General features: G+C 68.9%; 16 protein-coding genes. 2 read left to right on the top strand and 14 right to left on the bottom strand.

What is annotated here, in order from left to right:
• Window positions 1-171: 171 nt before the first annotated feature.
• The 10 genes from ACIHAO_RS28510 to ACIHAO_RS28555 form a co-directional block, all read right to left on the bottom strand.
• On the bottom strand, window positions 172-1,443 hold the full coding sequence (locus ACIHAO_RS28510) for a deoxyguanosinetriphosphate triphosphohydrolase (protein WP_396562910.1): 1,272 nt from the start codon (window positions 1,441-1,443) through the stop codon (window positions 172-174).
• Window positions 1,444-1,481: 38 nt separating this feature from the next.
• A complete protein-coding gene (locus ACIHAO_RS28515; RefSeq protein ID WP_125793237.1) occupies window positions 1,482-2,114 on the bottom strand; it encodes a YdcF family protein in 633 nt (210 codons plus the stop codon).
• A 32-nt stretch (window positions 2,115-2,146) separates the two neighbouring features.
• Window positions 2,147-2,752: a response regulator gene (locus tag ACIHAO_RS28520; RefSeq protein ID WP_396562912.1), complete on the bottom strand. Its 606-nt coding sequence runs from the start codon at window positions 2,750-2,752 to the stop codon at window positions 2,147-2,149.
• Window positions 2,749-3,945 carry a sensor histidine kinase gene (locus tag ACIHAO_RS28525; RefSeq protein WP_396562914.1) on the bottom strand — a complete coding sequence of 399 codons (1,197 nt, stop codon included), beginning with the start codon at window positions 3,943-3,945 and terminating at the stop codon, window positions 2,749-2,751. Before ACIHAO_RS28525 ends, ACIHAO_RS28520 begins: the two co-directional genes overlap by 4 nt.
• Window positions 3,946-3,960: 15 nt before the next feature.
• Window positions 3,961-4,689: an ABC transporter permease gene (locus tag ACIHAO_RS28530; RefSeq protein WP_396562916.1), complete on the bottom strand. Its 729-nt coding sequence runs from the start codon at window positions 4,687-4,689 to the stop codon at window positions 3,961-3,963.
• Window positions 4,686-5,609, bottom strand: coding sequence for an ABC transporter ATP-binding protein (locus tag ACIHAO_RS28535; RefSeq protein WP_396562918.1), 924 nt, complete (start codon window positions 5,607-5,609; stop codon window positions 4,686-4,688). The genes ACIHAO_RS28530 and ACIHAO_RS28535 overlap by 4 nt, the downstream gene beginning before the upstream one ends.
• 172 nt (window positions 5,610-5,781) lie before the next feature.
• The gene (locus ACIHAO_RS28540; RefSeq protein WP_340685416.1) at window positions 5,782-7,170 is read right to left on the bottom strand and encodes a glycine--tRNA ligase; all 1,389 of its coding nucleotides are present in this window, start codon (window positions 7,168-7,170) and stop codon (window positions 5,782-5,784) included.
• A 93-nt stretch (window positions 7,171-7,263) separates the two neighbouring features.
• Entirely contained in the window at window positions 7,264-7,929 is a 666-nt protein-coding gene (locus ACIHAO_RS28545; protein ID WP_396562920.1) for a class F sortase, read from the bottom strand.
• Between the two features lie 116 nt (window positions 7,930-8,045).
• Entirely contained in the window at window positions 8,046-8,675 is a 630-nt protein-coding gene (locus ACIHAO_RS28550) for a class F sortase (RefSeq protein ID WP_396562922.1), read from the bottom strand.
• A gap of 7 nt (window positions 8,676-8,682) precedes the next feature.
• Entirely contained in the window at window positions 8,683-9,753 is a 1,071-nt protein-coding gene (locus ACIHAO_RS28555; RefSeq protein WP_396562924.1) for a hypothetical protein, read from the bottom strand.
• A 266-nt stretch (window positions 9,754-10,019) separates the two neighbouring features.
• Between ACIHAO_RS28555 and ACIHAO_RS28560 the strand changes: the two genes are divergently transcribed.
• On the top strand, window positions 10,020-10,403 hold the full coding sequence (locus ACIHAO_RS28560) for a metalloregulator ArsR/SmtB family transcription factor (RefSeq protein WP_101613013.1): 384 nt from the start codon (window positions 10,020-10,022) through the stop codon (window positions 10,401-10,403).
• A gap of 2 nt (window positions 10,404-10,405) precedes the next feature.
• Complete coding sequence (locus ACIHAO_RS28565; RefSeq protein ID WP_039918337.1) at window positions 10,406-10,819, top strand: Fur family transcriptional regulator; 414 nt, start codon at window positions 10,406-10,408, stop codon at window positions 10,817-10,819.
• A 204-nt stretch (window positions 10,820-11,023) separates the two neighbouring features.
• Here the strand turns inward: ACIHAO_RS28565 and ACIHAO_RS28570 are convergent, their stop codons facing one another.
• From ACIHAO_RS28570 to ACIHAO_RS28585, 4 genes are read right to left on the bottom strand one after another with little or no spacing between them, the layout of a single operon-like run.
• Window positions 11,024-11,749, bottom strand: a complete 726-nt coding sequence (locus ACIHAO_RS28570) for a TIGR03943 family putative permease subunit (protein WP_396562926.1) — start codon at window positions 11,747-11,749, stop codon at window positions 11,024-11,026.
• Window positions 11,746-12,759, bottom strand: coding sequence for a permease (locus tag ACIHAO_RS28575; RefSeq protein ID WP_396562928.1), 1,014 nt, complete (start codon window positions 12,757-12,759; stop codon window positions 11,746-11,748). Before ACIHAO_RS28575 ends, ACIHAO_RS28570 begins: the two co-directional genes overlap by 4 nt.
• Window positions 12,760-12,796: 37 nt before the next feature.
• Window positions 12,797-13,219 carry a hypothetical protein gene (locus ACIHAO_RS28580; protein ID WP_125785845.1) on the bottom strand — a complete coding sequence of 141 codons (423 nt, stop codon included), beginning with the start codon at window positions 13,217-13,219 and terminating at the stop codon, window positions 12,797-12,799.
• Window positions 13,216-14,037 (bottom strand): isoprenyl transferase, encoded by an 822-nt coding sequence (locus ACIHAO_RS28585; protein WP_396562931.1) that lies wholly within the window; start codon window positions 14,035-14,037, stop codon window positions 13,216-13,218. Before ACIHAO_RS28585 ends, ACIHAO_RS28580 begins: the two co-directional genes overlap by 4 nt.
• Window positions 14,038-14,063: the final 26 nt, after the last annotated feature.

Consider the following 14,063-nt stretch of genomic DNA (forward strand, 5'->3'; position numbering starts at 1 on the left):
TTGTTCCGTCGCAAGAACAATCATCCCAAGCCAGAGGGCATTTGCGTACCCAGACACACCCCCACCCCCACACCACACCGGTGAATCCAGGTTCATCGTCTCAAAGGTGCCCTTCACGACATCCCCACGACCGCGAAACTCACGCGAGCGCCTGGCTGTACCTACGACCCTTCAGCCGTGCCTGCCCGTGTGCCAGGCATGCCACGCGTAGGCCTGGGCGTCCGTGAGCGACGCCACCTGGTCTACGACCACGCGCAGGCGTGCCGCGTCGTCCGGGGCGGCCTCCCAGGCGGGAAGGAACAGCCCGTCGAGCGCGTCGGGCGCGCGGCGGCACAGCGCTTCGACCAGTTCGGCGAGCGTCTGACGCTGGCCGTCCTGCATCGCGAGGCGCCGCCTGTCGCTCATCACGTACCGCAGCGCGAGCGCCTTGAACAACGCGACCTCGGCCGCGACCTGCTCCGGGATGACGAGCCGCGCGGCGTAGCGGCTCAGCGGTCCTTCGCCGTGCACCTCCCGCGTCGCGCCGACCACCGCCGTCGCGAACCTGCCGACCAGCTCACTCGTCAGCCGCTTCAGCGCGACCTGCGCCTTGAGCGATCCGTCGAGCCCCGGTTCGATGAGTTCGGCGACCACGGGCAGGTCGAGCAGTTCCTTCGCCGCACCCTCCAAAGTGGACTGAGATTGCCGTGAGAACCGGCGCGCCGCCTCGGCGACCGCCGCGCGTTCCTCCGCGTCGGCCAGTACCCGCAACGAGATCCGGCCGGCCAGCACCCCGTCCTCGACGTCGTGCACCGAGTACGCGACATCGTCGGACCAGTCCATGATCTGCGCTTCCAGACAGGTGCGGCGATCCGGCGCCCCCTCCCGGACCCACGCGAACACCTCGGCGTCGTCGGCGTAGACGCCGTACTTCAGATTGCCCTCTTCACGCTGCCACGGGTACTTCGTCGAGGCGTCGAGGCAGGCGCGAGTGAGATTCAGCCCGCCGACGACCCCGCCTTCGAGCAGGACCTTGGGTTCCAGCCTGGTCAGGATCCGCAACGTCTGCGCGTTGCCCTCGAAACCACCGCACGGCTGCGCGACCTCGTTCAGCGCGCGCTCGCCGTTGTGCCCGAACGGCGGATGCCCGATGTCGTGCGCGAGGCCCGCGGTGTCCACCAGATCCGGGTCCGCGCCCAGTTCGTCCGCGATCCCCCTGCCGATCTGCGCGACCTCCAGCGAATGCGTCAGCCGGGTGCGCGGCACGCCGCTGACCTCGGCGCCTTCACCCGGCCCGACCACCTGCGTCTTGCCTGCCAGCCGCCGCAGGGCCGCCGAGTGCAGAACCCGCGCGCGATCACGGGCGAAGGCGCTTCGCCCGTCACTGGCGCCCTCCAGCGCCGCGCCCTTGGGCCGCTCGGGCAGCAGACGCTCCCTGTCGGCCTGGGTGTAGGTGTCACTCACCCGACCAGCTTAAGCGTGGTCACCGACACTCAGCGGGTTCAGACGACCGCCGGGGACTTCGTGAGCCGGTAGTACAGCAGCGCGCCGGTCTCGCGGACGATGTAGCGCGCCTGCGTCTCGCGGGCCTGCACGACCGGACCGCGGTGGGTCGGCGAGGTCCAGGTCTCCAGCCCGAGGTCGTCGGCCATCACCCGCGCGCGAAACGAATGCCACGGGTCGCTGACCAGTACCGCGGTCTTCCATCCCCGCTTCTGGACCTGCTCGGCGACCGCGCGCAGGCTGCGCAGCGTGTCGCTGCCCTCGCCGACGGGCAGCGTCGCCGACTGGGGCACGCCGCGTTTGCGCAGCCACTGCACACCCGCCTGTGCCTCGGTGTAGTTGTCGTCGGCCTTCTTGCCGCCCGCGGTGACGATCACCTTCGCGACGCCCTGGTCGTACAGCGTCTTCGCCTTCGCCAGCCGGGCCTGGAAGATCTCCGACGGCCTGCCGTTGTACTGGGCGGCGCCGAGCACCACGATGACGTCGGCCTGATCGCGCACGTCCTCCCGCGCGACCTGCCAGACCCGGAACGCCGTTCCGCCGATCACCGCGACGACGATCAGCAGGAAACCCGCCAGGATCCGGCGCACCCAGTTCGCGCGGGTGGGTTTCGTCCGTTCGGCGGTACTCACGCGGGTGATTCTCGCAGAGCGGCGAGATGGTCTCAGAGCCAGCCGTGCTCCTCCGCGAGCCGCACCGCCTCGGCCCGCGTCCTCGCCCCGGTCTTGCCTATCGCGGCCGAGAGATGGTTGCGCACGGTGCCTTCGGAAAGGTGCAGGGCACCGGCGATGCCGGCCACCGTGCTGCCGTCCTTCGCGGCCCGGAGGACGTCGTGCTCGCGCCCGGTGAGCGGGCTCGCGCCGGTGGCGAGCGATTCGGCGGCGAGCGCGGGATCGACCACCCGGAGCCCGCCGTGGACCCGGCGGACGGCGTCGACGAGCTGCTCCGGCGGCGCGTCCTTGACCACGAATCCGGCGGCGCCCGCCGCCATCGCCCGCGAGAGATAACCGGGTCTGCCGAAGGTGGTGCAGATGATGATCCGGCACAGCGGAAGCGCTCCGTGCAGTTCCGCGGCGGCTTCGAGACCGTCCTTGCCCGGCATCTGGACGTCGAGCAGCGCGACGTCCGGAGCGGTCTCCTTCGCCCGTTGGAGCACTTCGTCGCCCGAGCCGACCTGGGCGACCACCTCGATGTCGGTTTCGAGGCCGAGCACGGTGGCCAACGCCCCGCGCACCATCGCCTGGTCGTCGGCGAGCAGGACCCGGATCACGCGCAGCCTCCAGCGGGTTCGGAGAGCGGCGCAGGCGCGACGCTCCGCAGAGCGGACTCGGGTACCTCCGCCCGGACGAGCCATCCTCCCCCAAGCGGCGTGGTGGCGGTCAAGGTCCCACCGACCGCGGCCAAGCGTTCGGTGAGCCCTCGAAGGCCGTTGCCCGGCTTCTCCTCGCTGCCCTCGCCGTCGTCCTCGACCTCCAGCCACGTCCTGCCGAAGCGAACTTTGACCCGCTTCGCCCCGGAATGCCGGAGCACGTTGGTCACCGCCTCCCGCAGCACGTAGCCGAAGGTCCGTTGCAGGGCGGGATCGACGTTGTCCACCGCGTGCGGCAGCTCCGCGTCGATCTCGGCCGCCCGCAGCGCCGCCCTCGCCCCGGCGACCTCCGCCGACAGCGACACCTCGCGGTACTCGGAGACCGTGGCGCGGATGTCCGTGAGCGCGCTGCGGGTCAGGCTCTCGACCTCGCTGATCTCCTGCAGCGCGCGGCTGTCGTCCTTGCCGCTCTCCAGGATCCGGCGCGCGAGCCCGGCCTTGACCGTGATGGTGGTGAGACTGTGGCCGAGGATGTCGTGCAGATCCCGCGCCAGGCGCTCGCGTTCACCCGCGACCGCGAGCGTCGCGATCTCCTGGTTGGCCGCCTCCAGTTTCCGCACCGCGCGGACCAGGTTCGCCATGAAGAACATCGCCGCCGTGATCGAGGCGACCGCGATGAGATCACCGAAGTCGTCCTTTCCGACGACCAGGTGGACACCGGCGACCAGCAGCAGGGCGCCGCCGTCCAGGATCACCGCCCACGCCGGCGGCAGCGTGAAGGCCAGCACCGCCGTCGCGTAGATCAGGATGTACGGGTTGTTGTCGTGCAGGAAGACCAGGACGAGGCCGAGGAGCAGCATCACCACCGAGAAGAGGTAGGTCCTCTTCCGCCGGGAAGGCCGCAGAACGAGCGGGAACAGCAGATAACAGGCCCCGTAGGCGACGAGGAAACCGGCGATCACCACCTCTTCCGCGGTGACCCCGCCGGTGGTCAACTCGACCACCGTGGGAATGAAGCTCGGCAGGACGAAGGCGGTGCCGAGCACGGCCCACTTCGCCGGCCGGGGCCCGCGGCCGGTCCGCGGCGGCATGTCCGACCACCAGTTCTCCCGGCTGTCCAAGCCCGTCCTGACCCTGCCCGGGTAGTCGTTCACCGGTTCACCCTCTTCTCAGACCCGCGCACTGTCCTTACGGTAACGCCTGATCACCAGCGTCCCGAGGACCGCGGTCCACGCCGCCAGCACGCCGAGCGCGGCCGTGACGCTCACCGTCAGATGGTCGGTGACCACCGGGCGGACCAGCTGGATCAGCCAGTACGTCGGCGTCACCTGAGCGAGATCGGCCATCCACGACGGCATCCCGTCGATGGGGATCCACAGGCCGCCCAGGAAGCCCATGCCCATCATGACGATCATGTTCACCGGTTGCATCGACTCCGGCGTGCCGAACTGGCCGAGCAGCAGGCCGAGCAGCACCAGCGGGATCGCGCCGAGCCAGACGCCGGCCACCAGCCGCAGCCAGCCGGCGGCGTCGAGGTGGACGCCCTGGAAGAGGACGCCGGCCAGCGGGACGACGAGCAGCGCGGGGAGGGCGACGAGCATCGACGAGAGCGCCTTGCCGCCGAGGTAACCCGCGCCGGTCAGCGGGGTGAGCCGCAGCTGGCGCTGCCATCCGGTGGACCGTTCGATGGCCAGTTTCGTGCCGCTCGTCATCGCGGCGGAGAACGTGCCGAAGGCCATCATGTTGACCATGATCACTCCGGCGATGTTCGCGTTGGAGCCGCCGAAAACGTTGGCCTGCAACAGGAACATCAGCACCGGGAAGGCGACGGCGAAGAGCACGAACCGCGTCGAACGGAAGGTGCGGACGATCTCGGTCTTGAGATAGGTCGGGTTCATCGGACGGCTTCCTCGGTGCTGCCGGTGGTCAGGGAAAGGAACGCGCCTTCGAGGCCGACGGCGCTGATCTCGATGTCGTGCGCCTCCGGCACGTGGGTCAGCAGCGCCCGCAGCGTGACGTCGGAATCGGAACTGGAGATCGCGGCACGGCCGCCGCGGAGTTCGAACCCGGTGATCGCGGGCAGCCCCGCGATCACCTGCTCCGCCGCCGCGGGCACCACCGCGCGGATCGTGCGTCCCCCCGCCAGCGCACGGACCTGCGCGACCGAACCGTCCGCGACGATCCGCCCCGACCGCATCAGCACGACACGGTCGGCGAACTCCTCGGCCTCTTCCAGATAGTGAGTGGCGAACAAGACCGTGCGGCCGGAGTTCGTGTACTCGTACATGGACTTCCAGAACTCGCGGCGCGTGCCGACGTCCATCGCGGCGGTCGGCTCGTCGAGGATCAGCAGATCGGGGTCGCTCACCAGCGCCACGGCGAACCGCACACGCTGCTTCTGCCCGCCGGAAAGCTTGGTGGAGCGCCGGTTCGCGAGATCTTCGATCCCCGCGCGGCGCAACGCCTCCCGCACGGGCATCGGCTCGCGGTGCAGCGCGGCGACCATGCCGACGGTCTCGCCGACCGTGAGATCCTCGACGAGCGCGCCGCCCTGCAGCATCGCGCCGATCATCCCGTCGCCGACCGCGTCGCCCGGCTCGCGCCCGAACACGGTCACGGTGCCGCTGTCGGGTGCCGTGAGGCCCAGGATCATGTCGACCGTGGTGGATTTGCCCGCGCCGTTGGGGCCGAGGAGGGCGACCACCTCGCCCGGCGCGATCGTCAGTTCCACGCCGTCGACGGCGTGGACGTCGCCATAGTGCTTACGCAGCCCGGAAAGCCGTACCGCCGCGCCCGCGGTGATGTCTTGTTCTCGCATGCTTAGAGCTTGTCGCGGCGGGGCGCCGTGGACGTGGGCCGCGCGTCATGACCTGAGGGTGACAGTTGTCAGGGGTATGCCTCCGGCGAACGCTCCCCCCCCGTGCAATGAAAGGCCCCTTCATTGCAAATTTTGCAATGAAGGGGCCTTTCATGTCATTGGGCCGAGGGCGTCAGGCGCCGATCAGGCGACCCGCCAGGTACGACTCCAGCTTGTCGATCGCGACCCGCTCCTGCGCCATGGTGTCGCGCTCGCGCACGGTCACCGCGTGGTCGTTGAGCGAATCGAAGTCGACGGTGACGCAGTACGGCGTCCCGATCTCGTCCTGGCGCCGGTAGCGGCGGCCGATCGCGCCGGCGTCGTCGAAGTCGGCGTTCCAGTGCTTGCGCAGCGCCGCCGCGACGTCGCGCGCCTTCGGCGTGAGATCGGCGTTGCGGGACAACGGGAGGACGGCGACCTTGAACGGCGCGAGCCGGTAGTCCAGCTTGAGCACCGCGCGGGTGTCGGTGCTGCCCTTGGCGTTCGGCACCTCTTCCTCGTGGTACGCGTCGACGAGGAACGCCATCATCGACCGGCCGACACCGGCCGCGGGCTCGATGACGAACGGGCGGAACCGCTGCTTCGTGGCCTGGTCGAAGAACGACAGGTCCACGCCGGAGTGATTCGAGTGCGTCGTGAGGTCGAAGTCGGTGCGGTTCGCGATGCCCTCGAGCTCGCCCCACTCCTGGCCCGCGTTGAACGCGAAGCGGTACTCGATGTCGACGGTGCGCTTCGAGTAGTGGGAGAGCTTTTCCTTCGGGTGCTCGTAAAGGCGGAGGTTGTCCGCCTTGATGCCGAGGTCCTTGTACCACTCGGTGCGCGCGTCGATCCAGTACTGGTGCCAGGTCTCGTCCTCGCCCGGCTCGACGAAGAACTCCATCTCCATCTGCTCGAACTCGCGCGTGCGGAAGATGAAGTTACCCGGCGTGATCTCGTTCCGGAACGACTTGCCGATCTGGCCGATGCCGAACGGCGGCTTCTTGCGCGCCGCGGTCTGCACGTTGAGGAAGTTGATGAAGATGCCCTGCGCGGTCTCCGGGCGGAGGTAGTGCACGCCTTCCTCGGACTCGACCGGGCCGAGGTAGGTCTTGAGCATCATGTTGAAGTCACGCGGCGCGGTGTACTGCCCGCGGGTGCCGCAGTTCGGGCACGGCACCTCGGACAGGTCGTCCTCGGACACCTCCTTGCCCGACCGGGCGGAGAAGTCCTCGGCCAGCTGGTCCGCGCGGAACCGCTTGTGGCAGGAGAGACATTCGATCAGCGGGTCGGTGAAGACGTCGAGGTGACCCGACGCGACCCACACCTGGCGCGGCAGGATCACCGAGGAGTCGAGGCCGACGACGTCGTCCCGGCTCTGCACCACGGTCTTCCACCACTGGCGCTTGATGTTGTCCTTGAGTTCGACACCGAGGGGCCCGTAGTCCCACGCCGACTTGGTACCGCCGTAGATCTCTCCACACGGGAAAACGAAGCCTCGACGCTTGCACAGGCTGACGACGGTCTCAATGGTGTTGGCGGGCACTCCACGCTCCGAAGCATGCGGGGACGGTTATCGGACTAGAACGACAAGACTAACCGGGAGGTCCCGCGCGACTTCCGGCGAGGTTGGAACGGGTCAGGGGCGGCTCACCAACGAGGCGGTGACGATGCGGTTGTCCTCGTAACCGTCGGTCCCGCCGACGTACTCGCCACCGCAGGTGACCAGCACCAGCCGATGCGGACCGTCCGGCCCGAACAGCTTCTCCGCCTGCTCGGCCAGCTTCGTCTTGTGCACGGTGACGACCTCGTCGATCTTGTAGCCCCACTTGCCGCCGTCGGTGTCGACGACGTCCACCCGCTGACCGGCCTTGAGGCGCCACAACTCGTCGAACGGGCCCTTCTTCCCCTTCCAGTTCACATGCCCGGAAAGGAGGGACGCGCCCTGGTCGGCACCCAGTTTCGCGCCCCACCAGGTGGCTTCGTCGAGACCCTCGGGGATGGGGAGGGTCCCGTCGGCGGTCAGTTCCTTGCGGATCAGTTTCGCCGTGCCACCGCCGGGAAGTTTGACCGTGCCGGGCGCCTGCCCGGCGGGGACTTCGGACGTTTGCACGGCCGACGTGTTCGCCTGGTCTTGGGCGGCCGCGACGACGGGATCACTCTTTCCGGTGAACACGAACACCGCGACCACGGCCGCCACCACGAAGATCGCGGCGCAGGCGAGGACCCAGCCCAGGACGGAGCGCTTCTTCGGCCGCTCCTCGCCCGCCGCGGCGGTGTCATCCACGTCAAACTGTCCCACCATCGGGTATTACTCCTTGCTCGCGTCAAGCCGCCGAAGCGGCCGGTGTCGCTAGACACGCGACGCGAGCCGAGAGAGGTTGCACCGACTTCCCGCATTCAGTCCTCTGAATGCGGGCGTCAGGCGGGCGGTCCGGAGACGGGAGTCGCGACGATGACCCGGTTGTCCCGGTAACCGTCCGTTCCGCCGAGGTAGTCGCCGCCGCAGGTCACCAGGACCAGCCGGTGCGGCCCGCTCTGCGCGAACAGCTTCGCCGCCTGCGCGGGCAGGTCGTTCTTGTGCACCGTGACGACCTCGCGCACGCGATAGACCCAGATGCCGCCCGCGGCGTCACTGACGGCCACTTCCTGACCTTCCCGCATCCGCCACAGCTCGTCGAACGGCCCTTTGGCGCCGCCCCAGTTGACGTGCCCGGAGATCAGCGACGTACCCGCTTCGGCGCCGAGCCGCGCACCCCACCAGGCCGCGTCGCCGAGCCCTCGCGGGATCGGGAGGACACCGTCGGAGTTGACCTCGGAGCGGACGAGCTTCGCCGATCCGCCTTCGGGCAGCCGGATGGTGCCGGGCCGCTGCCCGCGTGTCGAACTGTCGGCGGGCAGAGCCAACGGAGCGCCGTCTTCACCCGGCATGACCGCGGGTTCCGCGAACGAGACCGCCTGTTCGGGCGGGATCCAGGTCAGCACGATCACGCCCGCGGAGATGGCGAGCGCGGAGACGACGGCGGAAAGTCCCGCCAGCCAAGGCCGCACGGGGCTGCTACTTCTCCCGCACCGGAACGGGCTTACGACGGCGAAGGAACAGCATCGCCGCGGCACCGATCACGATGCCGCCGCCCAGCAGTCCCAGCCCGACCACGGTCCGCGTCGAGTCGGCGGTCTGCGGCGGGATACCGCCGGCGGGGACCGTCCCCGGCACCGCGGGCTGCTCGGGCGCCGCGCCCGGTCCCGTGCCGCCGGCGGGCTTCGCCACGAAGTTCCTCGGGATCGCGCAGCTCACGCCGCCGAGCACGATCGTCGTGCGAGCCTCGCGCAGATCCTTGCCCGCGTCGTCACGCACATGCGTGACGATGTCCAGCTTCCACCCCGCTGCCTTGGTCACGTCACCGCTGCGCCAGCCGTCCTGCCGGATGAGCTGGTCGAAAGCGGTCACCCGGGACACGGTCAGGTCGGAGGTGGTCTCGTCCTTGCCGATGTTCTCGTCCTTGACGAGCGACGGCGGGCCGAGCTTGAGCCCCTTGATATCCACGCCCGATGCACCGGACGGCTGAAGCTTGCCGGTGTCGTCACGCACCCAGATCTTGCTCACGCTCGTTGCCGACGTCGCCTTGCTCGGCGACGAGCAGTCCACCGAGCTCTTCGCGCCTTCGAGCACCAGCACGGTGTTTTCGGCGGGTGTCGCGCCGCCGCGGCCGTTGTCGATCAGGGCGTAGTTGCTCTCCGCGACCGCTGTCGGGACCGTGGTCTGCTGCAAGGCGGCGATCACGTTGTGGTCGCGGCTGGCGATGCCGGGCGGGTACGGGCTCTGCGCCCCGTAGCGGCCCAGGTTGATGTCCCACTTCTTGCCGAAGGTGGTCCGCTCGCCGTCGTCACGCGGGACGACGGTGCGATCCGGGGAGAGTTTCGACTGGCCAGGCGAAAGCGGAGAGCGCTGGGTCTCGGTGATCAGCGATCCCGGGTTACCGATGCGCACGGACGCCACGTTCGCGAACGACACGGGGCCGGACTTCTCGTCGACGGCCTGTGTCGTCTGCGCCGAGGCGAGCCCCGGAGCCGACGCCAAAACGAAGGCCGCCGTCGCGGCGGCCAGCTTCGTCACGAAACGAGTCATGTCTCCCCACTGCCTCTCCGGGCCCTCAGAGCGCGGTCGTCGGCGTACGAGAAGCGACGAAACGCTCCGCGACAACCTTGCACCGTTGGCGACCACATGCGAAGTGGAATGGTCATTTCTTCGCGAAGTCACCCGAATGGAGCAGTAACGACGCGGCCAAGTGGTCCCCCGCTCGGCGAACAGACCGCCGAGGGCGGGAAACACTAAGATGGCCTGGACTGTTACTGGCAATGACTTCGGAAATCATGATGGACATGGAGGCGGCGATGGCTACGGTGACCCCGGACTCGGCCGCCCCGGGCTTCACGGAAGACCCCGGACCGCATTCGACGGCCCGTCCCCCCGCCGAACCCGCCGCCTCGGCCTCGGCCGCCGCCCTCGCGGACGCCGGCGACCTGCTCAGAGCACTCGCCGCGCCCGTGCGCATCGCCATCGTCCTGCAACTGCGTAACGCGGACAGGTGCGTACACGAACTGGTGGACACGCTCGATGTCGCGCAGCCGCTGATCAGCCAGCACCTGCGGGTGCTGAAGACCGCGGGTGTCGTACAGGGTGAGCGACGCGGCCGTGAGGTGGTGTACCGGCTGGTCGACGATCACCTTGCGCATATCGTGGTGGACGCCGTAGCCCACGTTCAGGAGGGGAAGTGAGCATGAGTCCGACGACGGCCAACAGTTCCGCGCCGGTCCCGGGACGCCGGTCGACGAAACAGCGGGCCGCCGTGGTCGAGCTGCTCAAGGAGATCGACGACTTCCGTTCCGCCCAGGAACTGCACGACGAGCTGCGCAAACGCGGCGACGGCATCGGGCTCACGACGGTGTACCGGACGCTGCAGTCGCTCTCGGAGGCAGGCGAAATCGACGTCCTGCGCACCGACACCGGCGAGGCCATCTACCGGCGCTGCTCGTCGCACCACCACCATCACCTGGTGTGCCGGGTCTGCGGCAGCACCGTCGAGGTCGAGGGACCGGCCGTGGAGCGGTGGGCGGAGAAGATCGCCTCGGAGCACGGCTTCTCCGACATCAGTCACACCGTGGAGATCGTCGGGACCTGCTCGAACCACTGACGCCCAGTGCCATGAACGGTCCGTTACTTGCAAATTTTGCAAGTAACGGACCGTTCATAGCATCCGGCTCAGTACTCCGCGTGCCTCCCGCGAAGGGCCTTCACGCGGCCGCCGACCAGGCCAAAAAGCTGCAATGAAGGGGCCTTTCATAGCAAATTTTGCTATGAAAGGCCCCTTCATTGCACGCCGCAGGGGCTGCCGGGCTCAGTACTCGTAGGGGTCCTTCGGCGCCGGCACCTGCCGCACCGAAGTGAGCGTCAAGTCCGGCATGTAGCTGTTCTCCCGCACCGCGGTGCCCGGCACGACCGTCCCGGTCACCTCCAGCCAGGTGTCGTCGCGGAAGCCCGCCACGTCCTGGCCCACGAGCCGCACGGTGATCGGGAAGGCGTCGGCGGCGCAGCAGCCGATCACCATCCTGGCCAGCATCGTGTTGCCCTCGTTGTGCACGACGAACCCGGACAGCCGCACCGGCCGCCCGTTCAGGCTGCCGCTCTTGTCCCACCCCGCGCGGCTGACGAACTCGTTGACCTCCAACGGAACCACGTCACCGGCGGGCAGGGGCGGGAAGGCGGCCGCGTTGCTCGCCGAAGCGCTTTGCGGCGCCCTGGCTTCGGTGCGGGTCACCGAATCGGCGCCCAGCGCGGGCGGCGCGACCAGGAAGACGGCCAGCACCGGCACCATCAGCAGCCAGGCCGAGCGGGTGTTGTGGTCGTGGTCGTGCACATCGCCGGACACGACGGCGGCGGCCCGCGCGGCCAGCAGGTCGCGGACGATCGCGACCGCGCCCAGGGTGACCATCACCGCGCCGCCCGCGATGATCCACGGCTGCTGCGCGGGTTTGACGTAGCGCAGGTAGTCGCCGTTGATCGTGATCTTGAGCAGGGCCCCGCCGAGCAGGATCAGCAGGATGTTCTGGGTCTCGCGTTTCACACGCCACCTCCGAGGATCAGCGTGCCCGAGACGACCGCGCAGCTGAGCGCGACGACGAACGTCACCGGCGCGAACCGCAGCGCGAACGACTTGCCGAAAGTGCCGGTCTGCAGGGCGAACAGTTTCACGTCGATCGCGGGCCCGACCACCAGGAACACCAGTTTCGGCAGCAGCGGCATCGCGGTCAGCGACGCGGCGACGAAGGCGTCGGCCTCACTGCACAGGGCCAGCACGACGGCGAGCACGGCCATCACCAGCACGCCGAGCACGATCTGCTCGCCGAGCACGCCGAACCATTTGGCGGGCACCAGCACGTTCATCGCGGCGGCGATCATCGCGCCGAGCACGAGGAAACCGCCCGCCTCGACGAGATCCGCCCGCGCGGTCTCGGCGAAGGTCTTCCAGCGCGAACCGTGCTGGACGTCCGGCATGCGCCGCAGCGCGCGCTCCGCGATCCAGTCGAGCTTGCCCCACTTCGCCCACAGCCAGCCCATCACCATCGCCGTGGCGAGCGAACCGGCGAACCGGGCGAACACCATTTCGGGGTTTCCAGGGAACGCCACCGCCGTCGCGACCAGCACCACCGGGTTCACCGCGGGCGCGGCCAGCAGGAACGTCAGCGCGGCCGCGGGCGCGACACCCTGGCCGATCAGCCGCCGCGCGACGGGCACCGACGCACATTCACAACCTGGCAGGGCGACCCCGGCCAGCCCCGCGACACCGACCGCCGCACCGGGTCGGCGGGGAAGCACCTTCTCCAGCACCCGCGCGGGCACGAACGCCGCGATCGCGCCGCTGATCAGCACCCCGAGCACCAGGAACGGCAGTGCCTGCACGCAGACCGCGACGAACACCGTCGAGCCGGTCCGCAGCGCGGGCACGTCGAACACCTGCTGGAGCCAGCTCTGCCCGAGGATCGCGATCAGCAGGATCGCGCAGAGCACCTCGATCGAGGTGATCTTGAACCGCCGGACCGGCTTCTCCGGGGCGCTTCTGGAAATGGTTTCCATGCGCGAGATGATGCCAGGTGACCCTGTGTGGAGACGGTCAGTCCCCGGGGGCGGTGCCCAGGAGGTCGGAGCGCAGCTGCGACGCGGTGGAGACGACCAGCATGAGCAGGGTCCCGAGCGGCGAGGCGTCCATGCCCTCGGCCGGGAACGCGTACCTCAGCGTGATGTCGATGCCCTTCTCCGACCGCACGACGCCGAGCGTGCCGAACAGGCCCTGTCCGGCGCGTTCCGCCGCCGAGGCCGCGATCGCCGGGTCGTCCGGCAGGTCCCAGGCCACCACGCAGGTCAGGCTCAGCACGGTCAGCCCTTCGGCCAGCCGGGTCGCCTGGATCACACACGGGACGTCCGCGTGCGAAAAGGTCAGCGCGCCGTCGTCGTCGACGTGGACTTCGAGATAGCGCTCGAGGGCTTCCCGTGCCGACGTCAGCAACGCCGCCGTGTCCGCTGCTTCGGTGGTCATGAAGTCCCTTCGGAAGACTTGTCGATGGCCCCGCCGAAGCGACGGTCCCGTTTCGCGAACTCGAGGCACGCCCGCCACAGGTGGGTGCGGTCGAAGTCCGGGAAGAGCGTGTCCTGGTAGACCATTTCGGCGTAGGCCGACTGCCAGAGCAGGAAGTTCGACGTCCGCTGCTCCCCCGACGGCCGCAGGAACAGGTCCACGTCCGGCATGTCGGGCTGGTACAGGTACTTGCCGATGGTCTTCTCGGTGACCTTGTCCGGGTTCAGCTTCCCGTCGGCGACGTCCTGCGCGATCCGCCGCATGGCGTCGCCCAGTTCGGCACGGCCGCCGTAGTTGACGCACATGGTCATGTTCAGCGCCGTGTTGTTCTTGGTCTTCTCCTCGGCGACCTGCAGTTCCTTGATCACACTCGCCCACAGCTTGGGACGGCGGCCCGCCCAGCGGATGCGGACGCCGATCGAGCCGAGGTAGTCGACCTGACGACGGATGGTGTCGCGGTTGAAGCCCATCAGGAAACGGACCTCTTCCGGGCTCCGCTTCCAGTTCTCGGTGGAGAAGGCGTACACCGACAGCCATTTGACGCCGAGCTCCACGGCACCGCTGGCGACGTCGATCATCACCGCTTCGCCGCGTTTGTGGCCCTCGATGCGCGGCAGTCCCCGCTGGTTGGCCCAGCGGCCGTTGCCGTCCATGACCAGCGCGACATGCTTCGGGAGGAGTTCCCGGGGGATCTCCGGCGGCCGGGCACCGGACGGATGCGGCTCCGGCGCGCGAAGTTCGAATTGTGACGCCTTGTTCTCGCGTCCCCTGCGCAGCACCTTCGAGCCTCCTGATCGAGTGAACC

Origin of the sequence: Amycolatopsis sp. NPDC052450, from assembly GCF_044547565.1 — a bacterium.
GTDB lineage: Bacteria > Actinomycetota > Actinomycetes > Mycobacteriales > Pseudonocardiaceae > Amycolatopsis.